Source organism: Paracoccus sediminilitoris, assembly GCF_003259195.1.
Lineage (GTDB): Bacteria > Pseudomonadota > Alphaproteobacteria > Rhodobacterales > Rhodobacteraceae > Paracoccus > Paracoccus sediminilitoris.
Genome location: NZ_QJPK01000001.1, coordinates 749011 through 774425 on the forward strand (window position 1 = coordinate 749011; position 25415 = coordinate 774425).

General features: G+C 63.1%; 28 protein-coding genes and 1 tRNA gene. 10 read left to right on the forward strand and 19 right to left on the reverse strand.

Annotation, left to right across the window (positions count from 1 at the left end; translation table 11 throughout):
* Window positions 1–60 precede the first annotated feature (60 nt).
* A tRNA-Arg gene (locus tag DKT70_RS03640) sits at window positions 61–137 on the reverse strand.
* Window positions 138–221: 84 nt separating this feature from the next.
* Window positions 222–1634 (reverse strand): sensor histidine kinase, encoded by a 1413-nt coding sequence (locus DKT70_RS03645; RefSeq protein WP_111557823.1) that lies wholly within the window; start codon window positions 1632–1634, stop codon window positions 222–224.
* Between the two features lie 261 nt (window positions 1635–1895).
* Between DKT70_RS03645 and rpmH the strand changes: the two genes are divergently transcribed.
* The 10 genes from rpmH (at window position 1896) to DKT70_RS03695 (ending at window position 10028) form a co-directional block, all read left to right on the forward strand.
* Complete coding sequence (gene rpmH / locus DKT70_RS03650; RefSeq protein WP_072295533.1) at window positions 1896–2030, forward strand: 50S ribosomal protein L34; 135 nt, start codon at window positions 1896–1898, stop codon at window positions 2028–2030.
* A gap of 42 nt (window positions 2031–2072) precedes the next feature.
* Window positions 2073–2483, forward strand: coding sequence for a ribonuclease P protein component (gene rnpA, locus DKT70_RS03655; RefSeq protein ID WP_111557824.1), 411 nt, complete (start codon window positions 2073–2075; stop codon window positions 2481–2483).
* On the forward strand, window positions 2480–2743 hold the full coding sequence (gene yidD, locus DKT70_RS03660; RefSeq protein WP_111557825.1) for a membrane protein insertion efficiency factor YidD: 264 nt from the start codon (window positions 2480–2482) through the stop codon (window positions 2741–2743). Before rnpA ends, yidD begins: the two co-directional genes overlap by 4 nt.
* Before the next feature lie 11 nt (window positions 2744–2754).
* Window positions 2755–3642 carry a tRNA 2-thiocytidine(32) synthetase TtcA gene (ttcA, locus tag DKT70_RS03665; RefSeq protein ID WP_111557826.1) on the forward strand — a complete coding sequence of 296 codons (888 nt, stop codon included), beginning with the start codon at window positions 2755–2757 and terminating at the stop codon, window positions 3640–3642.
* A 58-nt stretch (window positions 3643–3700) separates the two neighbouring features.
* Window positions 3701–5041, forward strand: a complete 1341-nt coding sequence (locus DKT70_RS03670; protein WP_111557827.1) for an EAL domain-containing protein — start codon at window positions 3701–3703, stop codon at window positions 5039–5041.
* A 134-nt stretch (window positions 5042–5175) separates the two neighbouring features.
* Window positions 5176–7023 (forward strand): membrane protein insertase YidC, encoded by a 1848-nt coding sequence (gene yidC / locus DKT70_RS03675; RefSeq protein WP_111557828.1) that lies wholly within the window; start codon window positions 5176–5178, stop codon window positions 7021–7023.
* Entirely contained in the window at window positions 7020–7781 is a 762-nt protein-coding gene (locus tag DKT70_RS03680; RefSeq protein ID WP_111557829.1) for an MOSC domain-containing protein, read from the forward strand. Before yidC ends, DKT70_RS03680 begins: the two co-directional genes overlap by 4 nt.
* Window positions 7778–8428 (forward strand): ribosome biogenesis GTP-binding protein YihA/YsxC, encoded by a 651-nt coding sequence (gene yihA, locus DKT70_RS03685; protein ID WP_111557830.1) that lies wholly within the window; start codon window positions 7778–7780, stop codon window positions 8426–8428. Before DKT70_RS03680 ends, yihA begins: the two co-directional genes overlap by 4 nt.
* Window positions 8429–8490: 62 nt before the next feature.
* Window positions 8491–9390, forward strand: a complete 900-nt coding sequence (argB, locus tag DKT70_RS03690; RefSeq protein ID WP_072295663.1) for an acetylglutamate kinase — start codon at window positions 8491–8493, stop codon at window positions 9388–9390.
* Window positions 9391–9509: 119 nt separating this feature from the next.
* Window positions 9510–10028, forward strand: a complete 519-nt coding sequence (locus tag DKT70_RS03695) for a SixA phosphatase family protein (protein WP_111557831.1) — start codon at window positions 9510–9512, stop codon at window positions 10026–10028.
* Window positions 10029–10095: 67 nt separating this feature from the next.
* Here DKT70_RS03695 and DKT70_RS03700 read toward each other — a convergent pair whose 3' ends face one another.
* The 17 genes from DKT70_RS03700 to secY all read right to left on the reverse strand — a co-directional run bounded on the left by DKT70_RS03700 (window position 10096) and on the right by secY (window position 25383).
* Window positions 10096–10884 carry an amino acid ABC transporter ATP-binding protein gene (locus tag DKT70_RS03700; RefSeq protein ID WP_072295542.1) on the reverse strand — a complete coding sequence of 263 codons (789 nt, stop codon included), beginning with the start codon at window positions 10882–10884 and terminating at the stop codon, window positions 10096–10098.
* Window positions 10885–10895: 11 nt separating this feature from the next.
* On the reverse strand, window positions 10896–12350 hold the full coding sequence (locus tag DKT70_RS03705) for an amino acid ABC transporter permease (RefSeq protein WP_111557832.1): 1455 nt from the start codon (window positions 12348–12350) through the stop codon (window positions 10896–10898).
* Window positions 12351–12352: 2 nt separating this feature from the next.
* On the reverse strand, window positions 12353–13609 hold the full coding sequence (locus tag DKT70_RS03710) for an amino acid ABC transporter permease (protein ID WP_111557833.1): 1257 nt from the start codon (window positions 13607–13609) through the stop codon (window positions 12353–12355).
* 132 nt (window positions 13610–13741) lie between these two features.
* Window positions 13742–14767, reverse strand: coding sequence for an amino acid ABC transporter substrate-binding protein (locus tag DKT70_RS03715; RefSeq protein ID WP_072295545.1), 1026 nt, complete (start codon window positions 14765–14767; stop codon window positions 13742–13744).
* Between the two features lie 169 nt (window positions 14768–14936).
* Window positions 14937–15650 carry an ATP12 family chaperone protein gene (locus DKT70_RS03720; RefSeq protein WP_111557834.1) on the reverse strand — a complete coding sequence of 238 codons (714 nt, stop codon included), beginning with the start codon at window positions 15648–15650 and terminating at the stop codon, window positions 14937–14939.
* The gene (locus DKT70_RS03725; protein WP_111557835.1) at window positions 15647–16303 is read right to left on the reverse strand and encodes an HAD-IA family hydrolase; all 657 of its coding nucleotides are present in this window, start codon (window positions 16301–16303) and stop codon (window positions 15647–15649) included. The genes DKT70_RS03720 and DKT70_RS03725 overlap by 4 nt, the downstream gene beginning before the upstream one ends.
* Complete coding sequence (locus tag DKT70_RS03730; RefSeq protein WP_111557836.1) at window positions 16300–17349, reverse strand: RluA family pseudouridine synthase; 1050 nt, start codon at window positions 17347–17349, stop codon at window positions 16300–16302. The genes DKT70_RS03725 and DKT70_RS03730 overlap by 4 nt, the downstream gene beginning before the upstream one ends.
* Window positions 17346–17720 (reverse strand): fluoride efflux transporter FluC, encoded by a 375-nt coding sequence (locus DKT70_RS03735; protein ID WP_111557837.1) that lies wholly within the window; start codon window positions 17718–17720, stop codon window positions 17346–17348. Before DKT70_RS03735 ends, DKT70_RS03730 begins: the two co-directional genes overlap by 4 nt.
* 31 nt (window positions 17721–17751) lie before the next feature.
* On the reverse strand, window positions 17752–19074 hold the full coding sequence (locus tag DKT70_RS03740; RefSeq protein WP_111557838.1) for a replication-associated recombination protein A: 1323 nt from the start codon (window positions 19072–19074) through the stop codon (window positions 17752–17754).
* A 54-nt stretch (window positions 19075–19128) separates the two neighbouring features.
* Window positions 19129–19719, reverse strand: coding sequence for an acyl-homoserine-lactone synthase (locus DKT70_RS03745; protein WP_072295551.1), 591 nt, complete (start codon window positions 19717–19719; stop codon window positions 19129–19131).
* Window positions 19720–19777: 58 nt separating this feature from the next.
* Window positions 19778–20389 carry a helix-turn-helix transcriptional regulator gene (locus DKT70_RS03750; protein ID WP_072295552.1) on the reverse strand — a complete coding sequence of 204 codons (612 nt, stop codon included), beginning with the start codon at window positions 20387–20389 and terminating at the stop codon, window positions 19778–19780.
* 287 nt (window positions 20390–20676) lie between these two features.
* Window positions 20677–21096, reverse strand: a complete 420-nt coding sequence (rplQ, locus tag DKT70_RS03755; RefSeq protein ID WP_072295553.1) for a 50S ribosomal protein L17 — start codon at window positions 21094–21096, stop codon at window positions 20677–20679.
* Between the two features lie 116 nt (window positions 21097–21212).
* Window positions 21213–22229, reverse strand: coding sequence for a DNA-directed RNA polymerase subunit alpha (locus tag DKT70_RS03760; RefSeq protein ID WP_072295554.1), 1017 nt, complete (start codon window positions 22227–22229; stop codon window positions 21213–21215).
* Window positions 22230–22344: 115 nt separating this feature from the next.
* Complete coding sequence (rpsK, locus tag DKT70_RS03765) at window positions 22345–22734, reverse strand: 30S ribosomal protein S11 (protein ID WP_042247912.1); 390 nt, start codon at window positions 22732–22734, stop codon at window positions 22345–22347.
* An 11-nt stretch (window positions 22735–22745) separates the two neighbouring features.
* Entirely contained in the window at window positions 22746–23114 is a 369-nt protein-coding gene (gene rpsM / locus DKT70_RS03770) for a 30S ribosomal protein S13 (RefSeq protein WP_072295555.1), read from the reverse strand.
* 180 nt (window positions 23115–23294) lie between these two features.
* Entirely contained in the window at window positions 23295–23942 is a 648-nt protein-coding gene (locus DKT70_RS03775) for an adenylate kinase (protein ID WP_111557839.1), read from the reverse strand.
* Window positions 23943–24012: 70 nt separating this feature from the next.
* The gene (gene secY, locus DKT70_RS03780; RefSeq protein WP_111557840.1) at window positions 24013–25383 is read right to left on the reverse strand and encodes a preprotein translocase subunit SecY; all 1371 of its coding nucleotides are present in this window, start codon (window positions 25381–25383) and stop codon (window positions 24013–24015) included.
* Window positions 25384–25415 lie beyond the last annotated feature (32 nt).

The window sequence follows — 25415 nt, forward strand, 5'->3', positions numbered from 1 at the left end:
ATCAGGCGCAGGCGTCTTTTTTCAGCACATGTCACCGAAGGGATATGGCTTGGGATGAAATGGTGCACCCGGAGCGATTCGAACGCCCGACCCCCAGATTCGTAGTCTGGTGCTCTATCCAGCTGAGCTACGGGTGCATCTTGAGAGGGTGAATAGCCTCAGTGTTCGGGGGGTGCAAGGGATGAAAATGAAAAAAACGGTCGTTTTTTCAAAAAACTGTCTTACGCTATCCGGCGCAGTTCGGATCGGGCCGCGCCGCGCGGGATCTGGATGCAGAACTGGCTGCCTTCACCGTCGCTGCGCAGCAGTTCCAGCGTGCCGCCATGACCCCGGACCAGATCGGCCGCGATGGTCAGGCCAAGGCCCGTCCCGCCGCGACGCGTGCTGCCGGTAAAGGGTTTGAACAGGTATTCCTTGGCCTTGTCCGGCAGACCTGGCCCCGTGTCGCCCACCCGGATCCACCATTCGCTGTCCCCTTCGCCCGCGCCCACCTCGACCGTGCCGGGCTTGCCCGTGGCTTCGATCGCCTGACGGGCATTGCGCATCAGATTCGACAGGACGCGGTACAGCTGGTCGCGATCGGCACGGATCGTCAGCGTTGCGGGAATGTCGGACAGAAAGTCGACCTGCCCCGCGGCTTCGGCTGCCAGGACCTCGGCCTCGATCACCTCGGAGGCCAGCTGGTGCAGATTGAAGCGCGACAGGGTGGGCGCCGGTTCCTCGGCCTTGCCGAAGGCCAGCGTGGTCTCGCACAGGTTCACCGCCCGCGTGATCGAGTTCACCAGCTTGGGTGCCGCGCGGCGGACCTTGGGGTCGGCGCTGTCCTCCAGCCGATCGGCAAAGATCTGCGCGGTGGTCAGGATGTTGCGCAGATCGTGGCTGATCTTGGCGACGGCCTGGCCCAGCTGGGCCATCCGCTCCTTCTGCTTCAGCGAAGATGTCACCGTCTGCTGCATCGACCGCAGCGCATCCTCGGCCTCGCGCAGTTCCTCCAGGCGGGCGCCGGGGATGATGATGTGCCGCCCGTCTTCGGGGGCGCTGGCATAGTCGGACATGTGGCTGATGACCCGGCGCATGGGCACCAGGATCAGTCGCTGCGCCGCAAGAAACAGCAGCACCGCCGTCAAAATGGAAAACGCCGCCGATACGCCCAGCAGTCGCAGGCCGTAATCCAGCATCGCCTGCCGCAGGGGGGCGGTCTCCATGGTGATCTCGATCAGCTGGCCGGCCTGGTTCACGGGCGCACCGATCACCCGAACCACGTGATTCTGCCGGGTGACCAAGGTCCCCAGCGAATCGTCGATGGTTCGCAGCACGCCATCCTCGCGCAGGTCATAGGTTGCGGCGATGGGCCCGGGGATGGGCGACGACAAAACCAGCTGCCGGATGTCGTTGCGGCGCAGCACGACGTTGAAGACATCGGCGTTCTGCAACAGCTCGGCCTCCAAGTCCGAGGCCAGCGATTCGTCCGTCGCCAACAGCGCGAGACTTGCGATCTGAGCACGCTCAAGCCGCGATTCCAAGTAATCCAACCTGAAAGAGGCCAATGAAGGCAACAGGATGAACAATTCTGCCAAGATGACGAACATCATCGTCAACGCGGCGAATCGGCCAGAGATCGTGTTCAGTCGCATGGAGTCCGGATATGGTTGTGCCGGTGCAACTTGTCAGCCGACGAAATAAGAATGTGGCGATCAAACGAATGTGATCGTATCATGGTTCCATCTGCGGCGTTCGCGCGAGCATGACGCCGTTTGCTGCCAAGACCGGTTGACGCAGGCGTGCTTGTCCCCTATTCAGCGGGCTTCGAACAACCAGCGCCGTCGCGCGGGGCAGTATCCTGCTACCCTGCCCTGACTTGATGCCACCCGCAAGATACGACCCGGAGACTGATTATGAAGCGCACTTTCCAACCTTCGAACCTCGTTCGTGCGCGCCGTCACGGCTTTCGCGCACGCATGGCCACCAAAGGCGGCCGTCGCATTCTGAACGCACGCCGCGCCAAAGGCCGCAAGAGCCTGTCGGCTTGATAGCGCCCGGCAGCGTCACGCTGCCACATGAAGGCTTTCGACATGCCGCCACTGCCCCATCCCGCTGAGACCCAGCCCCAGGATGCCGGCACGGCGGCATTTCGCGTGGCCGAAGGGTTCAAGATGCCCCCGGTGATCGGCAAGCGCGCCGATTTTCTGGCGGCCGCCAAGGCACGTCGTCAGGCGATGCCCGGATTCCTGCTGCAGGCGCGCCATCGCGATGATGCGGGTCCGGCGCGCATCGGGTTTACCTGTTCCAAGAAGGTCGGCAATGCCGTCGCCCGCAACCGCGCCAAGCGCCGGCTGCGCGAGATTGCCCGCCTGATCATGCCGCAAATTGCGCAGCAGGGCTGGGATTATGTCCTGGTCGGACGCCCCGGCGCCACCGCCAGCTTGGATTTTGCCCAGCTTTGCGACGATTTCGCCCGCGCCATGCGCAAGGTCCACAAGTGAAACCGCTGGCCCGCGTCATGGCGCTGCCGGTCCGCGCCTATCGCCTGGTCGCTTCGCCCTGGGTGGGCCATGGCTGCCGCTTTCAGCCGACCTGTTCGGCCTATGCACTGCAGGCCCTGGACCATCACGGGGTCTTTCGCGGGACTTGGCTGATGCTGCGCCGGATCGGACGGTGCCACCCTTGGGGCGGGTCGGGCTTTGATTCTGTGCCCGGCACCGACACCACCTGCGCCGACAAGACCTGCGACCACCATCACTGAACGGGACCACCATGCTGGACGATCTGGACGACAAGGACATCCACCCGCTTTTCGCAGGCGCGCCCTCATCGACGGAATTTCGCAAGCTTCGCAAGCGGATGGTCCGCGAAACCCGCGCCGCGATCGAGGATTACGGCATGGTCCGTCCCGGCGATCGCTGGCTGGTCTGCCTGTCCGGCGGCAAGGACAGCTATGCCCTGTTGGCCATCCTGCATGAACTGAAATGGCGGGGCCTGTTGCCGGTCGATCTGCTGGCCTGCAATCTTGATCAGGGACAGCCCAATTTTCCCGCCACGGTGCTGCCGGAATTCCTGAAGGCCCGCGGCGTCGAACATCGCATCGAATATCGCGACACCTATTCCATCGTGAAGGACAAGACGCCTGCGGGCCGGACCTATTGCGCGATGTGTTCGCGCCTGCGCCGGGGAAATCTCTATCGCATCGCGCGCGAAGAAGGCTGTTCGGCGGTGGTCCTTGGCCATCACCGCGACGACATTCTGGAAACCTTCTTCATGAACCTGTTCCATGGCGGGCGCCTGGCCACCATGCCACCCAAGCTGCTGAACGAGGAAGGCGACCTGACCCTGCTGCGTCCGCTGGCCTATGTCGCCGAAGCGGATTGCGAGCGGTTTTCCAAGGCGCTGAACTATCCCATCATTCCCTGCGATCTGTGCGGCAGCCAGGAAGGGCTGCAACGCGTTCAGGTCAAACGCCTGCTGGACGAATGGGAAGCACGCACCCCTGGCAGGCGGCAGGTGATGTTCCGGTCGCTGATGAATGTGCGCCCCTCGCATCTTCTGGACCCTGCGCTGTTTGATTTCGCGGCGCTTTTTCCCGCCCAAAACGACTCGGACGGGAATGCCGTGCCGAATCTGCGCGATTCAGAACGGAAACTTTAACGGAACGCAAAGCTTTCGGGATTAGGACTGACCACGGTGATTCCGTGAAAGGTCCGGCATGTCCAAGAATGTTACGCGTTTCCTCGCCCCGATCCGCAAGCTGCTGGGCTGCCCTGCCGAAGCCCGCGACCATTCCCGCAGCGTGCTGCTGTTGCAGTTGGAAAACACCGAGATCCTGGCCCGCACGCTGGACAAGGCCGCCATGAGTCACCTGCTGGTACAGCTGTCGATGACCTTGGGTCGGGCGGTCCGGCCCTATGATCCGGTGCGTGTCCTGTCACCGGGGCTGTTCGCCTTCGTGTTGCGCAACCGCACCGACCGCGACGCGATGCATGTCGCCCACAGGCTGCACCGCCAGGCGCAGGCGCCGATCGCGCTGGCGGGACAAACGCTGACCCCGGTCATCAGCGGTGCCTTGGTGCATGCCGATGGTTCGTCCCTGTCGGGCCCCGATCCGGCTCGGGCGCATCTGCCCGGCCCCGACCTTCCCCCGGTCGAGACCCTGATCGACAATGCAAGGCGCAGGCTGCAGGACACGCCCGACGGAGATCTGGGCCAGCTGCGGCTTTATCCCTACGATACCACGCTGGCAGGTGCCCCGCTGATCGTCACGATCGGCGAAGCGATCAAGGCGGGTCAGGTCGAGGCCTGGTTTCAGCCGCAGATCTGCTGCCATTCGGGCTCGGTCACCGGTTTCGAAGCCTTGGCCCGGTGGAATCACCCCACCCGCGGCATCCTGGCACCAGGTGTCTTCATGCCCCAGATGTCGGATACCGATCACACCGCCCTGACCTATGTCATGCTGCAGCAATCGCTCAGTGCGCTGAAGGAATGGGACGATGCCGGATTTCGCGTGCCGACGGTGTCGGTCAACATCTCGAACCATGAATTGTCAGAACGCGGTTTCGCCGATTGCCTGCTTTGGGAACTGGACCGCCACGAGATCCGCCCCGAACGGCTGGTGATCGAGGTCTTGGAGAGTGTCGGCCCGGTGACCAGCAATGCTGATGCGCGGGTGAACCTGCGCAAGATGTCCAAGGCCGGCTGTCATATCGACCTGGACGATTTCGGCACCGGCTATGCCAGCCTGGACGCCATCCGGCAGTTCGGCATCCACCGCATCAAGCTGGACCGCAGCTTTGTCACCGGCTGCGACATCGATCCGGGGCAGCAGCGAATGATCCTGGCCATTCTGGCACTGGCTGAACGGCTTGGCATCGCCGCCTTGGCCGAGGGGGTCGAAACCCGCGAAGAACATGCCTTCCTGGCCCAGATGGGCTGCGACGAGGTCCAAGGCTATGCCATTGCCCGCCCCATGCCGCTGTCGGCGACCATGGATTTTTTGACCCGTCACAGTGCCGCCGCGGCGGATCTTCCCAGCATCGCGCGCCGCATCTGACCGTCAGCCCGGCCCAAATGGGCCGGATATGACCTATTCCCCAAGCATTCCTGCCCATCCGGCCAAATCCGCTTGACCTTTCGGGGCCCGTTCTGTTGAACCGGCGCGACTGACGCGATGACAGTGGTGAGGGAATGGAAGACAACAACCGCAATCTGATCCTGGCGACGGTCCTGTCGTTTCTGGTGATCCTGGTCTGGTACACGGTCTTCGCTCCGGAACCCGTATCCGACCAACCTTCGGGCCAGCCGCTGGCCGAACAATCGGTGGGCGATCAGCCTCTGACGGCGGATGCCCCCGCAGGCACGACCACCGCCGCCCCGGCCGACCTTGCCGATCAGGCGCAGCCCGCGGGCCGCATCGAGATCCAATCGCCGGCTCTGGAAGGCTCGATCTCGCTGGCGGGCGGGCGCATCGACGACCTGCTGCTGAAACGCTATCAGGAAACGCTGGACGAGGGTTCGCCCGATGTGCGGCTTCTGTCGCCCTCCTCGGCAACGGCCGACGGCAATATCGAAACGGGCGCGACCAAGCCCTATTACACCGTCTATGGCTGGACCCCTGGCCCCGGCACCGATCCCGAACTGGTTCCGAACCCGACCACGGTCTGGACGCAGGAATCGGGCAGCACGCTGGCCCCCGGCCAGCCGGTGAGGCTGGCGTGGGACAACGGCGCAGGCCAGATCTTCCGCCGCACCTTCAGCCTGGACGAGAACTATCTGTTCAGCGTTTCGCAGAGCCTGCAGAACGACGGCGACGCCGATTTCGCGGCCGCCCCCTATGGCATCATCGCGCGCCATGGCCGCCCCGACACGCAGAACTTCTTCGTCCTGCACGAGGGCGTCGTCGGCATGCATGACGGCACGCTGATCGAGGAAAAATACAAGAACATCGCCGATCTGGACCCGATCGCCCGCGAAGGCCGCGCTCAGGTCTATGACGTCAGCGCGGATGGCTGGATCGGTTTCACCGACAAGTACTGGATGACCACGCTGGCCCCGGCCCCCGGGCAAGCCTTTACCGCGGTCGTGAAATACGCCGAGGGTGCCGACATCTATCAGACGGAAGCTCGCTTCCCGATGCAGACCGTCGCACCGGGCACGCAGGTCACCGCCGACAGCTATTTGTTCGCGGGCGCCAAGGTCTGGGAAGTCCTGAAGGGCTATGAGGATGGCGTCGGGATCAAGGGTCTGGTCGATTCGATCGACTGGGGCTGGTTCTATTTCCTGACCAAGCCGATCTTCCAGCTGCTGCATTGGCTGAACGGCATCATCGGCAACATGGGCCTGGCCATCATCGCGCTGACCTTCGTGCTGAAGACGCTGGTCTTCCCGCTGGCGCGCAAATCCTACATCTCGATGGCAAAGATGAAGGAATTGCAGCCGCAGATCCAGGAACTGAAGGAACGCACCGGCGACGACCGCATGAAGTTCCAGAAGGAAACGATGGAGCTGTACAAGCGTGAAAAGGTGAACCCGGCGGCCGGCTGTCTGCCCGTGCTGCTGCAGATTCCGATCTTCTTCTCGCTCTACAAGGTGATCTTCGTCACGATTGAACTGCGCCACGCGCCCTTCTTCGGCTGGATCCGCGACCTTTCCGCGCCCGATCCCTCCAGCCTGCTGAACCTGTTCGGCCTGCTGCCCTATGCGGCACCGGCGCAGGGCACGCTGCTGCACTCGCTGTCGCTGCCCGCGCTGGCGATCCTCTTGGGCATCAGCATGTGGATGCAGCAGCGCCTGAACCCGGCGCCCGCCGATCCCGCGCAGAAGATGATCTTTGCCTGGATGCCGTGGGTCTTCATGTTCATGCTGGGCGGCTTCGCCTCGGGGCTGGTGCTCTACTGGATCACCAACAACACGATTACGATCCTGCAGCAGTACACGATCATGTCGATGCACGGGCACCGTCCCGACATGTTCGGCAACATCAAGTCCTCGATGCCCAAGATCCCTGCCAAGGGCGCCAAGGGCAAAGGAAAGTGACCGCACGTCTGGCCCTGATCCGCCGCCATCCGATCAAATCGGTCGGTGGTGAGGGGCTGGATGGCGTGACCCTGCAGGCGGCCCGCCGCCTGCCCGGCGACCGCAGCTTTGCGATCCTGACCGAAAACGGCGAACGTCATGCGCTGGCCAGCCAATCAATGGGACAGCCGGACCGCTGGCTGCCCAAATCCTGCTTTCTGCGCGGGGCCGTCTGCCCCGATCTGCAGGCCGTCACGGGCGGTTGGGATGTGGACAAGCTGACCCTGTCCCATCCGCGCCAGACATCCATCACCATCGACCCCGAAACCGACAGCGACGCGCTGGTCGCCTGGCTGCGCCCGCTCTGGCCTGCCGATGCCCCGCAGCCGACCCGCCTGGTGCGCGGCGCCGCCATCTGGACCGACCAGAAATGGCCGTGGATCTCGATCCTGTCGCTGGACAGCCTTGCGGACCTGTCGACCAAGGCGGGGCTGGATCTGGGTACCCATCGCTGGCGCGGCAATCTGTGGGTCGAGGGATGGCCCGCCTTCCACGAACGCAGCCTGATCGGCCAGATCATCCGTATCGGAGAGGCCGAGCTGCGCATCACCGACCATATCGGCCGCTGCGCTGCCACCAATGCCGACACAACTACGGGGCGCGTCGATCTTGACATGATCGGCTGTTTGCAGCGCCATTACGGACATACGGATTTCGGCGTCTTTGCCGAAGTCGTCACGGGCGGCGCGATCCGCCTTCAGGACCGGATCACCCCATGAAAGTCAATTTCCCCGTCGCCGCCGCCCCCGACCCCGCCGCAGCCGAGGCCGCGCGCCTGCTGTTCGCCGGTCCCGTCGATTTCCTGAAGGGCGTCGTCCATATGGACGGCCTGCCCCCCGCCACCCGCCCCGAGGTCTGCTTTGCGGGCCGCAGCAACGTGGGCAAGTCCAGCCTGATCAACGCGCTGACCGGTCGCAAGGGGCTGGCGCGCGCGTCGAACACGCCGGGCCGGACGCAGGAAATCAACTATTTCACGCTTGGCGAACATTCCTACCTGGTTGACCTTCCGGGCTATGGCTATGCCAAGGCACCCTTGGCGATCGTGGCCAAATGGCAGACACTGCTGAAGACCTATCTGGCCGGTCGCCAGACGTTGAAGCGCGCCTTCTGCCTGATCGACGCCCGCCACGGCATCAAGGAAGTCGATCACGAGATCATGAAGCTGCTGGACCGTTCGGCCGTGCCCTTCCAGGTCGTGATGACCAAGACCGACAAGCTGGGTCCGAACGCCCTGAAGCCTGTCCTGGCCCAGGTGGCCGAGGAATTGCAGAAGCACCCCGCCGCCTATCCCGAACTGGTCGTGACATCCTCGGAAAAGAACGAGGGCATCGCCACTTTGCGCACCATCATCGCCGGACTGGACTGACCCGGCCTTGCGCCATAGGGTCCGACCGTCGCCCAAGGATCTTGAGGATGAGAAAGCAGAACATGAACCGTGACTGGATCGCCACCGCTCGTACCCTGTCAGAGGCCCTGCCATATTTGCAGCGCTATTCCAATTCGGTCGTCGTGGTCAAATTCGGCGGCAACGCGATGGGCGATGATGATGCGATGGCCGAATTCGCACGAGACATCGTGCTGATGAAGCAGGTCGGCATGAACCCCATCGTCTGCCATGGCGGCGGCCCGATGATCAACAACCTGCTGGACAGGCTGGGCATCGAAAGCCGCTTTGTCCGTGGCAAGCGCGTCACCACCAAGGAAACCGTCGAGGTGGTGGAGATGGTCCTGTCGGGACTGGTCAACAAGCGCATCGTTCAGGCGATCAACGACGCGGGCGGGCGCGCGGTGGGGATTTCCGGCAAGGATGACGACATGATGGTCTGCGAGGTGGACGACCCCGAACTGGGCTTCGTCGGCCGCCCGATCGAGATGAACGTCCAGATCATCCGCGACCTTTACGGCGCCGGCATGATCCCGGTCATCGCGCCCGTCGCGACCGGCATGGCCGATAACGAGACCTTCAACGTCAATGGCGACACGGCCGCAGGCGCCATCGCGGGGGCCCTGCAGGCGGATCGCCTGCTGCTGTTGACCGATGTCGCGGGCGTCAAGGATGCCAGCGGAGAGGTCGTGACCCAGCTGCATCCCGACCAGGTGCGCCAGATGATCGCCGACGGACAGATCGCCGGGGGCATGATTCCCAAGACTGAAACCGCGCTGGAAGCCATCGAAAAGGGCGTGCGGGCCGTCGTCATCCTGGATGGACGGGTGCCCAATGCCTGTCTACTGGAGCTTTTCACCGAACATGGCGCGGGGTCGCTGATCCGCAAGACAGAGCCGCGGGTCGTTCCGCGCGGGTTGCGGCAGGTCGATCCGGGCCTCTAGGCCGCGTGTAAGGCGGGTTGTCGCAGGTTTTCCTCGACGACCTTGATTTGCTTGCCGTATCCACAAATCCTGTGGCAGTCTCCCAAGACACAGAGCATGGCAGAAAGAGGCCGCACCCCATGACCCCCCTTGGACATCGACGCCTGATCCTGACCCGCCATGCCAAATCGGCCTGGGACGATCCCACGCTGGACGATCACGATCGTCCGCTGAACGATCGCGGCCGCCGCTCGGCGCTGGCACTGGGCGACTGGCTGGCCAGCCGTGGCTATGAACCCGAAGAGGTGCTGTGTTCGACCGCCGCACGCACCCAGGAAACCTGGAACGTCATCGCCGCCGCCGCGATCGAGGTACGCCCCCAGGTGCGCTTCGAACAAGCGCTCTACCAGGCAGGTCCGGACAAGATGCTGGCGGTGCTGCGCACGGCGACCCAACCCACGGTGATGATGCTGGGCCACAATCCCGGTATTTCGGAATTTGCTGCGCGACTGCCGGCGCGGGTGCCGATGGACCCCGAGTTCCGCCGCTATGCGACCGCCGCGACGCTGGTCGTCGATTTCCAGGTGGACAGCTGGGACCAGGTCCAGCCCGGCCAAGGCAGCGTGATGGATTTCGTCCGCTTCGACGGGCGCGACTGAGACAAGCCGCGCAATGGAACGGGGGCCGGGGTGATCGCCCCAGCCCCCGCTTCGTTTTAAACCGTTGTCAGTGCCCCAGGATCTGGCTGAGGAACAGCTTGGTCCGTTCCGATTTGGGGTTGTTGAAGAACTCGGACGGGGTGTTCTGTTCGACGATCTGGCCCTGATCCATGAAGATCACCCGGTTCGCCACGGCTTGGGCAAAGCCCATTTCATGGGTCACGCAGATCATCGTCATCCCCTCTTCGGCCAACTGGATCATGGTATCCAAGACCTCCTTGATCATCTCGGGGTCAAGGGCGCTGGTCGGTTCGTCGAACAGCATGATCTTGGGCTGCATGCACAGCGACCGCGCGATGGCGACCCGCTGTTGCTGGCCACCCGACAGTTGACCCGGATATTTATGCGCCTGGTCGGGGATCTTGACCTTTTCCAGGAAATGCATGGCCGTGGCCTCGGCCTCGCGACGGGGAGTCTTGCGTACCCAGATCGGGGCCAGGGTACAGTTCTCCAAAACCGTCAGATGCGGGAACAGGTTGAAGTGCTGGAACACCATCCCAACCTCGGACCGCACCTTGTCGATATTCTTGATGTCGCTGGTCAGCTCGACCCCGTCGACGCTGATATGACCGGCCTGATGTTCCTCAAGCCGGTTGATGCAGCGGATCAGTGTCGATTTTCCCGATCCCGAAGGCCCCGCGATGACGATGCGTTCGCCCTGATAGACGGTCAGGTCGATGTCGCGCAGCACGTGGAAGGTGCCGTACCACTTGTTCATGTTGCGGATGTCGATGGCCACGCGGTCGCTGACCTGCATGTGGCTGTGGTCGACCTGCCGGTTGATCGCTTCACTCATGGATCTGATCCTTACTTGTGGTCACGCTGCAGGCGACGTTCCAGATACATCGAGTACCGGGACATGGCGAAGCAGATGATGAAGAAGATGGCGCCGACAAAGATGAAAGGCTCCCAGTAGATACCCTTCCATTCGATATTGGCGCGAACGGCGTCCGACATGGATTTCAGGGGGTCGTAAAGCCCCACGAAGGTGACCAGCGTCGTGTCCTTGAACATCCCGATGAAGGTCGAGACGATGCCCGGGATGCTGATCTTCAGCGCCTGCGGCAGGATGATCAGGCGCTGCGCCTTCCAGTAATCCAACCCCAGGGCGTCGGCGGCCTCATACTGCCCGCGCGGCAGGGCCGCGAGGCCCCCCCGGATCACCTCGGCCATATAGGCGGCGGCGAACAGGGTCACCATGATGATGACGCGCAGGATGATGTCGAAATTGGTGCCCGGCGGCAGGAAATAATTCAGCAGCAGCGAGGCCACGAACAGCAGCGTGATCAGGGGCACGCCGCGGATGAATTCGATGAAGACCACCGACAGCGACTTGATCAGGAACATGTCCGACTGTCGCGACAGGGCCAAGACGATGCCAAGCGGTAACGACAGCGCGATGCCCGCCACGCCGATCGTGACCGACAGAAGGAAGCCGCCGAACCGGTCCGAACGCACGGCCTCGATCCCCATCGGCAACAGGCGCTGTGCGTCTTCGGCCGCCGATCCCGACAGGAACAGCCAGAACAGCAGCGTCACGACGACGCCGGCCAGCACTGCGATCACCGGCATGCGCCCGGCCAGGATGCGCCATGCGATCCAGCCCAGCACGGGCCCGACCAGCACGAAGACAGGTCCCCAGACGCTGCCGCCCCACAGGAACCAGACCCCCATCAGCGGATAGAGCATCGAAAACGGCAACAGCCAGCCCAGGTTGCGTTCCGATGCGACAAAGCCCCCGGCCAGAACGAGCGTGGCAAAGGCCAGCCAGATGACGGGCGATCCAAGCGCGATCATCGAGGTCAGCGTCGCGATGGCCGTGATGACCAGCACCGCCCGACGAATGGTCAGCGAGGCCGAGAACAGCACCGGCACCAGCGCCACGATCAGCAGGCCGAAGGTCATGGTGGGGCGCCAATAGAGTTCGGGCGGATAGAAGCCGAAGACATACTGGTTCCAGCGTTCGCGTATCACCGCAAAGCAGGCGCCGCGGGCACCTTCGCCCCAGGTATCGATGATGATCTGGCGGCATTCGTTAAGGCTGTTCGCGTTCCAGACGGAATGGGCGAACCAGTCCCAGTAATGCGAGACAAGGAACCAGATGATCAGCAGGCCGATGATGGTCAGGACCGTGTTGACCGGGCCCGAAAACAGGTTTTCGCGCAGCCAGCGCACGGCACCGGCCTGGGTGGCGGGCGGCGGGGCCGCCGGCAGCATCGTGTCGCGCACGAAGGGCACGGTTTGGGCATGGGTATCGCTCATCCTTACCGTTCCTTCAGTTTGACGCGGGAATTGAAGATGTTCATGCCCGCCGAGATGATCAGGCTGAGGGCAAGATAGATCAGCATCATCAGGACGATGGCTTCCAGCTCTCGGCCGGTCTGGTTCAGCGTCGTCCCGCCAAGCGTGCCGCGCAGATCCATGTAGCCCACGGCGATCGCCAGCGAGCTGTTCTTGGTCAGGTTCAAATACTGGGAAATCAGCGGCGGAATGATCACCCGCAGCGCCTGCGGCAGGATCACCAGGTTCATCGTGCGCTTGGGGCGCAGACCCAAGGCGAAGGCGGCCTCGGACTGGCCGCGGCTGACGGCCAGGATGCCGGCGCGCACGATTTCCGCGATGAAGGCGGCGGTATAGAGCGTCAGCGCCAGCCACAGCACCACCAGCGAGTTCGTGATGTTCAGCCCGCCCGTGAAGTTGAAGCCCTGAAGCGATGGCGCCAGCAGGTGCAGCCCGAAGTACCAGATCAGGAACAGCGACGGCAGGATCATGACCGCCAGGTTCTTCCACAGCGTCGCAGGGCGGATGCCGGTGCGGTCCTGAACCTTTTGGGCATGCGCGTTGATCGCCCGACGGATGAACCAGCCGCCGACCAGTGCCACGACGAAGGCGATGGTCGCCCAGTTGACGGTGACGCGGGCGCCCAGGTCCAGGCTGCCGGGATCATTGTCCATGCCAAGCGTCGGGATCGCGGTATAGCGGTTGGTCAGCGCGACATGGTCGAACAGGATCATCGACCAGGCGGGGCTCTCTCCGCGATAGGCGTTGGGGGCGGGCAGGATCTCGGTGAAGACGGCATAGATGACCAGGATCCACAAAAGCAGGGGAATATTGCGAAAGATCTCGACATAGACCGTCATCAGCCGGGCAAAGAGCCAGTTCTTGGACAGGCGTGCCACGCCGACCGCGACCCCCAGGATCGTGGCCGCGATGCAACCCAGTATCGACACGATCAAGGTGTTCAGCAGGCCGACCATCGTCGCGCGCAGGTGGGAATCATTGCCCGTGTAAGGGATGGGCGTCCCGGAGATGTCGTATCCCGCGCGCTGGAACAGGAAGCCGAAATCGAAGCTCTTGCCCATGGCGTTCAGGTTGCTGATGGTGTTCCCGATCAGCCACCACAAGGCGGCCATGACCAGTATGAACACGATGACCTGAAAGGTCAGGGACCGATAGCGCCGATCATATATCAGCATGCTGGGCCGGAACGACGCATGCGCCGATGCCGAGACGTCCGTCATCTTGTTTTACCCCTGTGGCCCGCCGGTACGGCTTTGCGCCGTTTATGTCGGTGGCGGGTTTGTCGTTGTTGGAAGGGCCCCGAAGGGTGCGGACCGGGCCCAGCAGGGGCCCGGTCCCTTAGTCCGTCCGGATCAGCGGAACGGAGGTGCGTAAAGCAGCCCGCCCTGTGTCCACTGGGCGTTCAAGCCGCGGGCCAGGCCGATCGGGGTCTGTTCGCCGATATTGGCGGCGAAGATCTCGCCATAGTTGCCGCTGGCCAGGATGGCGCGCTTGGCCCAATCGGCATCAAGCCCCATCATGGCGCCCAGTTCGTCAGTCGTGCCCAGAAGGCGCTGGACCTCGGGGTTTTCCGAAGACCGGACCAGTTCCTCGATGTTGCGCGAGGTGACGCCATATTCCTCGGCGGCGATCAGGGCGTTCAGCGTCCAGCGGACGATGTCGCCCCAGTTGTTGTCGCCATGGCGAACGGCCGGCCCAAGCGGTTCCTTCGAGATGATCTCGGGCAGGATGATGTGGTTCTCGGGGTTGGCGAAGGCGGCGCGGGTCGCGGCAAGGCCGGATGCGTCGGTGGTATAGGCATCGCAGGCTCCAGCCATGTACTGCTGTTCACCCTCGGCGTTGCTGTCAATGTTGACGGGCGTGTATTCCATCTGGTTGGCGCGGAAGTAATCGGCCAAGTTCAGCTCGGTCGTGGTGCCGGTCTGGATGCAGATCGTCGCGCCGTCCAGTTCCTTGGCCGATGTGACGCCCAGTTCCTTGTTCACCATGAAGCCTTGGCCGTCGTAATAGTTGACGCCCACGAAATCCAGCTTCAGGTCGGTGTCGCGCGAATAGGTCCAGGTCGAGTTGCGGGCCAGGACATCCACCTCGCCCGAGCTGACGGCCGTGAAGCGCGTCTGGCCGGTGGTTGGGACGAACTTGACCTTGGATGCATCACCCAGGACCGCCGCAGCGACCGCGCGGCACAGCGCCACGTCGAAGCCTGCCCAGTTGCCGTTCGCATCGGGGGCGGCAAAGCCCACCAGGCCGGTGTTGACGCCGCAGTTCAGCTCGCCGCGTTCCTTGACCTGGGCCAGGGTCGAACCTTCTTGGGCCATGCCCATGCCGGCGATCAACGTCGCTGCGGCCACTGTTCCCAGGAAAACCGATTTTGTCATTGCTACCTCTGTGTTGGAGCGCCGGGACCGACAGGATCGGCCTGACGCGGGATGGACCGAATTTCCGGTCCTTGTTCTTTTTCTCGGCGCAGTTTCGTTGCCCCAATAGGCGACATTGTGCCGATACAAAGCCCCGCGTCAAGAACCGCAGGCCAACCGCGAAGCGCTTTCAACCCCGGCGCGACAGATGCCACAGGCGCTCTGCCTGTTTCATCGCCAGCAAACGCGCGGCCGCAGCCTGCTGGGCATCCTCATCCTCGCCCCAATTGGCGATCTGGAACTCCTCGTCGACGCGCGACAGGCGGAAGGATTCCGTTGCGTCAATCCGGCCTTGGACGACGGCCAGCCCCAGGACCAGAGACCCCGGAATCGTCACCAGGTCATGCAGCGCCGTCAGTCCATACAGGTCCAGCCCCGCCACCTGGCCATGCAGACGCATCAGCGATTCGGCCGGCTGGTCGACTGGAATGACGCCATGGGTGACGTGCAGCGGGGCCTCGTGACAGGTGGCCGCCCATTCGATCAGCGGGTCCCAAGCCTCGGCCTGAAGGCGGATCAGCGGCTGGGGCTCGGTTGCCCGATAACACAGCAGATCGGTGCCGCCATATTCGGCAAGCATGGTCGCAACCCCTTGGAACTGGGGGGCCACCTTTTCGACGGCCGAATTGGCGGCTCGCGTCAGGGGCATGGTGTCGGGGCGGATGATGTCGTCCTGCGCGTCCCATTCCTGCGCCACCGCAAGCGCCAGGTCCTGGGTCGGCAGGATCAGGGGCTTCTTGCCGGGCGTGCGCAGGGGGTGGTCGTCCAAAGCGATCTCCCATCCGTCGCCGACGGGGCGGGTTGCGGCGGCTTTCCAGAACCGGCGTGCTTTCCATTCGGTCATGCCGACCACTCCTCGATGGCTTGGGTGAGGGATGCGAAATCGTCGAAGATGCGCGACGCCCCGGTCTGCAACAGCGCATCGCGGGTGTGATACCCCCATGCGACGCCAAAGCCCGCCATGCCGGCATTCCGTGCCATTTGCATGTCGAAGCTGGTGTCGCCGATCATCACCGCATCGGCGGGACCGACCCCGGCATCCGACATCGCGGCATGCAGCATCGAGGGATGCGGCTTGGACGGATGCCCATCCGCAGTCTGCAGGCTGATGAAGCGGCCCCGCCAGCCATGGCCCGCTATAACCGCGTCCAGACCCCGGCGCGACTTGCCCGTAGCCACCGCCAACAGCAGGTCGTCGCGCGCCGAAAGCCGGTCCAGACATGCGGCCACGCCCGGATACAGCGGCGCGGCCTGCGCGGCACGGGCGGCGGCATAGGCGGTCTTGTAACCTTCGACCACCCGGTCCTGCTGATCGGGCAAGGCACCGGGCAGCAGATGCGCGACGGCCACCGGCAGGGACAGCCCGACGATGGACAGGACCTGTTCGCGCGGCAAAGGCGCCAACCCCGCCCCCGCGAAGGCGCTGTCCATGGCCGTCAGAATCAGCCCCTGGCTGTCGACCAACGTGCCATCGACATCGAAGACGACAAGCCTCATTCGTCCTCCGCGAAGGGATCGGCGGGCACGTCGTTTTCATGCCAGCCAAGCGATTTCCACGTGCGGGACATGTGTTCGGCCAACGGCGCGGTCAAGGTGATGCGCTTTTTGGTGATCGGATGATCGAAGGTCAGGCTGCGGGCGTGCAGATGCAGCTTCTTGCTGATCTCTCCGCCCAGCTGCGCGCCCCAGCCATCGCCCAGGTTTTCCTGGCCCGAGCCGCCATATTTGCCGTCGCCGACGATGGGATGGCCCAGTTCGGCCATATGCGCCCGCAGTTGGTGAGTACGGCCGGTGATCGGCACCAGCGCGCACCAGCTGGTGCGCGTGCCAAGGGCGTCCAGCACGGCGTAATCGGTGGTGGCGCGCTTGGCGCCTTCGGTCTTGTCGATGTCGCGGGGATGGACGGCGATCATCTTCTCATCCCCGCCGCGATGGCCGCCCTTGACCAGGCCATAGCGGATCGTGCCCATCCGGGGATGGGGCACGCCCGCGACGGCCGCCCAATAGATCTTGCGCGTGCTGCGCAGGCGGAAGGCCTCGGACAGGGCGCGGGCGATCCGGTCGGTGCGCGCCAGCAGCAGGATCCCCGAAGTATCCTTGTCCAGCCGGTGCACTAGCTTGGGACGTTCCTTGTAGCCGAACATCAGCGCGGTGGTCAGCCCATCCACATGGCGACCGCCAAGACCGCTGCCGCCTTGGCTGGGCAGGCCCGGCGGCTTGTTCAGCGCGATGATATGGTCGTCCTTCCACAGGACGGCCTCCTGAATCATCTGCTCGTCGGCATGGTTGACCTGCGGTCCCAGGGGGCGTTCGCTGCGTTCGCGCGCCGGCCCCGGTTCGGGCATGGGCGGAATGCGGATCTCCTGGCCGGGCTGCACGCGGGTGGCGCCCTTGACGCGGCCGCCATCGACCCGCAGCTGGCCCGTGCGGCACAGCTTTTCGATGGCCACCTGCGACACATGCGGGAAACGCTTGCGCAACCAGCGGTCCAGCCGCTGTTCGCCGTCCTCTTCGGTGACCTGGATTGTCTGTACGCCGCTCATGCCCATATTCCTCGACCCAAGGCCAGCCCCGCCATGACGGCCGCCAGCGACAGCAGGACCGTGCCCGCCACATATGCCAGGGCAATCGCGCCTTGGCCCCGTTCCCACATCGTCAGCACATCCAGCGAAAAGGCCGAAAACGTCGTGAACCCCCCCAAAAACCCCGTCAGCAGCAAGGGCGCATAGGCGTTTCCAAGACGATGCGCGAACAGCGCCGCCAGCAGCCCCATCAGGAACGACCCGACAATGTTCACCACACCCGTCGCAAGGCCAAGCCCGGCCCAATGAGGCGGGATCATCCGGTAAACGGCAAAACGACCGGTGGCGCCAAGCGCACCGCCGATCGCGACTTGAAGAAAGGGATTCATCATCGCGCGGGTGTGTCGCCAGCAGCGGACAAAGTCAACCGCCGCGCTTCAGGCGCTGTGCCACGAACCAGTCCAGGCGGCGTTTCAATTCCCGCTCGAACCCCCGCTCGACCGGGTTATAGAGCACGGGCCGCTTCATGCCGTCAGGGAAATAGTTCTGCCCGCTGAAGCCATCCTCCTCATTGTGGTCATAGGCATATCCGGCGCCATAGCCCTGCTCCTTCATCATCTTGGTGGGGGCGTTCAGGATGTGGGCAGGTGGCGTCAGGCTGCCGGTGCGCCGTGCCTCGGCGCGGGCATTCTTGTAGGCGGCGTAACCTGCGTTCGATTTCGGGGCCAGTGCCAGATACAGCACCGCCTGAGCCAGTGAGAGTTCCCCTTCGGGGCTGCCAAGGCGTTCATACATCGACCAGGCATCCAGGCAGTGACGCGCCGCGGCGGGATCGGCCAGGCCAATATCCTCGACCGCCATGCGGGTGATGCGCCGCGCCAGGTATCGGGGGTCCTCGCCGCCCTCCAGCATGCGCGCAAACCAGTAAAGCGCCGCGTCGGGATCGCTGCCCCGCACGGATTTGTGCAGCGCCGAAATCAGGTTGTAATGTTCATCCCCCGACTTGTCGTATTTCGCCGCCCGCTTCATCAGGCGCTGCGCCAAGGCATCGCGATCGATCTTGCCGTCGGTCTTCCACGCCGCCACCTGCTCGATCAGGTTCAGCGCCGCGCGGCCGTCACCATCCGCCATCTCCAGCAGGGCGTCGCGCGCCTCGGCGGTCAGCGGCAGCTTACGACCGATCTCGCGCTCGGCGCGTTGGGCCATCAGTTCCAGGTCGGCCAGCGACAGACGCTCCAGCACGATGACCTGCGCCCGCGACATGACGGCGGCGTTCAACTCGAAGCTGGGGTTCTCTGTCGTCGCCCCGACCAGCAGAATTGTGCCGTCTTCCATATGCGGCAGGAAACTGTCCTGCTGCGCCTTGTTGAATCGGTGGATCTCGTCGACGAAAAGCAGCGTTCCACGCCCTTGACTGGCCCGCAGCCGGGCCGCATCGAAGACCTTCCGCAAATCAGGGACACCGGTGAAGATTGCGCTGATCTGGACAAAGGCCAGATCGGTTTCGTCCGCCAGCAGGCGGGCGATGGTCGTCTTGCCGACGCCGGGCGGGCCCCACAGGATCAGCGAAGACAGGCTGTTCGCCGCCAGCATGCTGCCAAGCGGGCCGTCGGGTCCCAGCACCTTGCCTTGCCCGATCACCTCGGACAGGCGAGAGGGACGGATGCGGTCCGCCAGCGGCCTTGGACCGCTGCCAGCCGCGGGGTTCGGGGTCGGAGTCGGGGACGTATCGAACAGGTCAGCCATGATGGCGCAGTCTAGGGCCGTCGCACCGCATGCAACAGCCCCCATTCGCGACCGTCAGTGCATCTTGGACGCCAGATCGATGGCCACGCATTGAAAATGACCGTCGTCGATCCACATCTCGCGGCCCAAGGCTTCGGCGGTCAGTCCGCAGCGGCCGTACCAGCGTGGCCAGTTGGCCCCGGTCAGCGCGATCAGCTTGGTGGCGCCAAGGTCGCGGGCCGAGGATGTCATCGCCTCGACCATCTTGAAATGCACCTTGCGACGATACATCTGCGGGATCGAATGGCTGACGAAGACCCGCGAACATTCCCACACATGCGGATCGACCGGCGCCTTCTGATCCAGCAGATCCTGCGGGATCGATCCGCCAAGGATGCCTTCCTGCGCGTCCCGGATCATGTAGGAATAGATGCCGCAGCGGGCCGTGGTCGGCGTCAGGCGGATGCCTGCCAGAACCTCGCCCATGTCGTGGATGGCGATCCAGCGGCTCTGGGGGGTGTCATACTGGTCGAACTCCATATCGTCCGATTCTGGAAGATCCCAGTTCTTGTGAACGATAAAGCTCTGCTTTCTGGCCCGGAAAAGATTGGCGAACAATTCACCGTGGTTATGAAGGTTTGAAAAGGACAGGGTCGTGATCTGCATTCGATGCTCCTGGGGTGTAAGGGCCCCCTTCCCTGCCATGCGGACCCCAAGGTGACATTTACAGCAAACGGTATTCCTTGGCCCGTTGCAGCGCCTCGGCGGTCGTTCTCGCCTTCAGCCGTTCACGGACTGAAATAAGCCTCGCCTTGAATGCGCTTTCGGTAATTCCAAGCTTTGCAGCCGCCGCCGCGTGACGGTCACCCTGTGCAATGCAGCGAAGGGCTTCTTTCTGAGCTTTTGTCAGGCTCGCAGGCGGCTCTGTGATTTCATGAAGCCGCTTTATCGTGACCGAGATCTGCTCGATCTCGTCATCGGTGAATTCGCGGTCGGCCCGCCCGAAGGAGGCGATCGTCCGCGACGAGATGGGTCCGTTCGACACCGTCAGACCATAGGTGAGGCCGTGATTCGCAGCCTCGCGCAGGATGTTGAAGGGGTCGGGAATTGGCAGCGCCGACCAGCGGCACGCGCCGGTCGTCGAAAAGCCCCAAGCGATCGTGGGATCCCGCAGAGCATAGCCGTTTTGCGAATAGAATTCCGACCATTCCTCGGAATAGGTCTGAAACTGCATCAACGGCGCCGCAAAGCGGATGTGCAGACCGACAAAATACCCCGAGTGGGCAAGCTTGCCCAGCTTCGCGAGTCCGGCGTTTATATCTGCACGAGATGACATGGTTTTTTGTACAAGTTGCAAGGAGAGGGAAGAATCTTCATGGTCAGCTTGCGGTGATATAGTTTCCCGCAAGTTAATGGGCGTAAGAATTCCGCCTGATACATCGAATTTCCTCCTTGAAAGTCATGGGGCGCGCGCAGCCACATTGCGCAAGCCTACTTCAAGCATCGGGTTGCGTGGAAGTTTCACGTGCAAAGATTGCGTAACGTCACGTCATGCAAGTGGTGAAAAAACCCCGCCATGCGGCTGCACGACGGGGTTGATTCAACCTGACGGTGATCCGGGGATCATTCTTCGGCGGCGAACTCTGCTTCCAGACGTGCGCGGTCCGCAGCACCCTTGGCCGAGGTATCGCGGTCGACCAGCTCGATGATGGCCATCGGTGCCATGTCGCCGTAACGGAAACCGGCCTTCAGGATGCGGGCATAGCCACCTTGGCGATCCTTGTAACGCTCACCCAGAACGTCGAACAGCTTGGCGACATGCATGTCCTGCTTCAGCTGCGACGCGGCTTGGCGGCGTGCGTGCAGGTCGCCGCGCTTTGCCAGCGTGATCAGCTTTTCGATGATCGGACGCAGTTCCTTGGCTTTCGGCAAGGTGGTCTTGATCTGCTCGTGCTCGATCAGCGAGCCGGACATGTTGGCGAACAGCGCCTTGCGGTGTTCGTGGGTACGGTTGAGGCGGCGATAGCCACGTGCGTGACGCATGATATTCTCCTAAAACGTCTTTTGCTTTGTCCGGCGGCCCATGCGTAGCGGACCGCTCTCCTTGGGGCTTGCGCCCATCGTGTGGCAAGGCGCCCATCAGGCGCCCCGCCGCAATCTCAGAACTGGTCGTCGAAACGCTTTGCCAGGTCTTCGATGTTCTCCGGCGGCCAATCGACCACATCCATGCCCAGATGCAGACCCATGCCCGACAGCACTTCCTTGATCTCGTTCAAGGACTTGCGGCCGAAGTTCGGGGTGCGCAGCATCTCGGCTTCGGTCTTCTGAATCAGGTCGCCGATATAGACGATGTTGTCGTTCTTCAGGCAGTTCGCCGAACGGACCGACAACTCCAGCTCGTCGACCTTCTTCAGCAGACGCGGATCGAATTCCAGACCCTCGTCGCTGTCCTGACGGCTGGCGGCTTCCGGCTCGTCGAAGTTGACGAAGACCGAGAGCTGATCCTGGACGATGCGCGCGGCATAGGCCACGGCGTCTTCCGGGGTCAGCGACCCGTCGGTGTCGATCTTCATGGTCAGCTTGTCATAATCCAGTACCTGACCTTCGCGGGTCGGGGTGACTTCATAGCTGACGCGCTTGACCGGCGAGAAGATCGCGTCGATCGGGATCAGGCCGATGGGGGCATCTTCGGGACGGTTCTTGTCGGCCGCGACATAGCCCTTGCCCGTCTGCACGGTCAGTTCCATGTTCAGGTCGGCGCCGTCATCCAGGTGACAGATAACATGGTCGCGGTTCAGGATGGTGATCCCGGCCGTTTCCTGGATGTCGCTTGCCTTGACCTCGCCCGGACCCTTGGCCGACAGCGTCAGACGCTTGGGGCCTTCGACGTCCATCTTCAGCGTGACGCCCTTGAGGTTCAGGACGATGTCGGTGACATCCTCGCGAACACCGGCGACGCTGCTGAATTCATGCAGGACGTTGTCGATCTGGACCGAGGTGATGGCCGCGCCTTGCAGCGACGACATCAGGACACGGCGCAGCGCGTTGCCAAGCGTCAGGCCGAAGCCGCGCTCCAGCGGTTCGGCGACCACGGTCGCCGTGCGGGTCGCGTCTGCGCCCGGCTTGACGGCCAACTGAGTCGGCTTGATCAGTTCGGCCCAATTCTTGTGGATCATGGGTTTGCCTCCATACCTGTCCCCGTCTCATGACCAAAGTCGGAAACGCCCGAGGTGAAATGCGAAAATCCGGACCGCGCGGAATACGTGCGGTCCGGTCGTTGATGATCCGAAATCAGACGCGGCGACGCTTCGGAGGACGGCAGCCGTTATGGGCGATCGGCGTCACGTCACGGATTGCCGTGATGTTGAAGCCTGCAGCAGCCAGCGCGCGCAGGGCCGATTCACGGCCCGAACCGGGGCCCTGAACTTCGACGTCCAGCGTGCGAACGCCGTGTTCCTGCGCCTTGCGGCCGGCATCTTCGGCAGCCATCTGAGCGGCGTAGGGGGTCGATTTGCGCGAACCCTTGAAGCCCATCGTGCCGGCCGAGGACCACGCAATCGCGTTGCCCTGAACGTCCGAGATCAGGATCTTGGTGTTGTTGAAGCTGGAGTTCACATGAGCAACGCCGGTGGCGATGTTCTTGCGCTCTTTACGCTTCATGCGAGTTTTATCACGTGCCATGTCGCTACCCCTTATTTCTTCTTGCCGGCAATGGCTTTTGCCGGGCCTTTACGGGTGCGCGCATTGGTGTGCGTGCGCTGACCGCGGACCGGAAGGCCGCGACGGTGGCGAAGACCGCGATAGGAGCCCAGATCCATCATGCGCTTGACGTTCATCTGAACTTCGCGGCGCAGGTCGCCTTCGACGGTCAGGTTCGCGTCGATGTATTCGCGGATCGACAGGACTTCGGCATCCGACAGTTCATTGACGCGGCGGGTCAGGTCGATCCCGGTCGCTTCGCAGATCTGCTTGGCAAACATGTCGCCAATGCCGTGGATATAGGTCAGTGCGATGGGGACGCGTTTCCCCGTCGGAATGTTGACGCCAGCAATACGAGCCACGCGTTTTCCTTTTCAGTTGCGGTTCCGTAGCACCGGAACCTTTTTTCACAACGCAAGGCCCGAAAGCCATGCCTTCGGGCCAAATCGATGACCACCCGTTGCCGGGCGATTCTCTTACGAGATGCCGTGATTTATCGACAGAGCGGGACCGGGTCAAGCCCGGTTCCGCATCGCTTTGGCTCAGGCCTCCAGGGCCCCGGCGATATCCGCGCCGACCTGATCCATGGGTGCCAGCCCATCGACCTGAGCCAGCTTGTCCTTGGCATAGTAATAGCCGATCAGCGGCGACGTCTTCTTGTAATATTCCAGCAGCCGGGTCTTCAGGCTGTCTTCGTTGTCGTCGGCGCGACGCTTGAGATCGGTCGACCCGCAGACATCACAGACACCTGCCTGGGCGGTGGGCTTGGTCTCGTCGTGATAGACCTCGCCGCAATTGCCGCAGGTGAAGCGGCCGGTGATGCGACGCACCAGCGCCTCGTCGTCGACCTGCATCTCGATGACGGCATCCAGCGACATGCCGGTATCGGCCAGCAGATCCCCAAGCGCGTCGGCCTGCGCCAGAGTGCGGGGGAAGCCGTCGAAGATGAAGCCGTTTCCACCCTTGGCCAGCTGTTCGCGGATCAGGCCGATCACGATCTCATCGGTGACCAGCTGGCCACGGTCCATGACCTCGGCGACGCGCTGGCCCATCTCGGTGCCCGAGCTGCGTGCGGCCCGCAGCATGTCGCCGGTAGACAACTGGACCAAGCCCCGTTCCTCGACCAGGCGGCGGGCCTGAGTGCCTTTGCCGGCACCCGGAGGCCCCAGCAGGATGATGTTGATGGTCATGGCGTGTCCCCCTCAGGCTGGCCTGTCTTGGGCCATTTTTCGCGTCATGTTTAAGGCGTCGTCCGCCTGGTCAGCGGCGCGACGGTGCGCGGCGCGGCTTGGCGGTTCCCGGCTTACGCTTACCGCGCAACTGGGATTTCTCAATCAGCCCTTCGTATTGGTGGGCCAGCAGATGGCTCTGGACCTGGTTGATCGTGTCCATCGTCACCGAAACCACGATCAGCACCGAGGTGCCGCCCAGATAGACCGGGATCGAGAACTGCGTGCGCAGGATTTCAGGCATCAGGCAGACCAGCGCCAGATAGGCCGAACCGATGACCAGGACGCGGTTCACGACATAGTCCAGATATTCCTGCGTGCGCTTGCCGGGCCGGATGCCCGGAATGAAGCCGCCCTGATTCTTCAGGTTGTCGGCAACATCATCGGTCTTGAACGACACGTTCTGCGTGTAGAAATACGTGAAGAACACGATCATCGACGCGAAGAACAGCAGGTACAGGGGCTGGCCGGGGCCGAAATAGGCCAGGATCGTCGACATGATCGGGCCGGATTCGTTGCCCGAGAAGGTCGAGATCGTGATCGGCAGCAGCAGAAGAGAGCTGGCGAAGATGGCCGGGATGACGCCTGCGGGGTTCACCTTGACGGGCAGATGGCTGGACTGGCCGTCATAGACCTTCATGCCGACCTGGCGCCGGGGATACTGAATGCGGATCTTGCGAAGCGCCCGCTCCATGAAGACCACGAAGGCGATGACGGCGATCAGCATCACGATCACGAACAGGATCACCGGGGTCGAGATCGCGCCCGAACGCCCTTGGGCAAAGAAGTTCGCCAGCGCCGCCGGGATCTCGGCCAGGATGCCGACAAAGATGATCAGCGAGATGCCGTTGCCGATGCCGCGCGCGGTGATCTGTTCACCCAGCCACATCAGGAACATGGTGCCGCCGACCAGCGTGATAACGACGGAGGCCTGGAAGAACAGGCCTGCTTCATGCGCCAGCCCCCCCGCTTCCAGGCTGCGTGCCAGACCGTAGGCCTGGAACAGCGCAAGGGCGACGGTGCCATAGCGCGTGTATTGGTTGATCTTCTTGCGGCCCTGCTCGCCTTCCTTCTTCAATTGTTCCAGCGAGGGAACCATCGAAGTCAGAAGCTGCACGATGATCGAGGCCGAGATATAGGGCATGATGCCAAGGGCGAAGACGCCCATGCGGCCCAATGCGCCACCCGTGAACATCGACAGCATGCCGCCGATCCCGGACTGGGCCTGATCCATGAAGTTGCGCAAGGCGGCCCCGTCGATCCCCGGCACGGGGATATAGGTGCCGATGCGATACATGATCAGGACACCGATCGTGAACCAGATCCGTTGGCGAAGTTCCGTGGCCCTTCCAAGCTGACCCCATGAGAGGTTCGCGGCCATCTGTTCTGCGGCTGACGCCATGTGTGTCCGTCCCGTGTCATGACAGCGCCGCC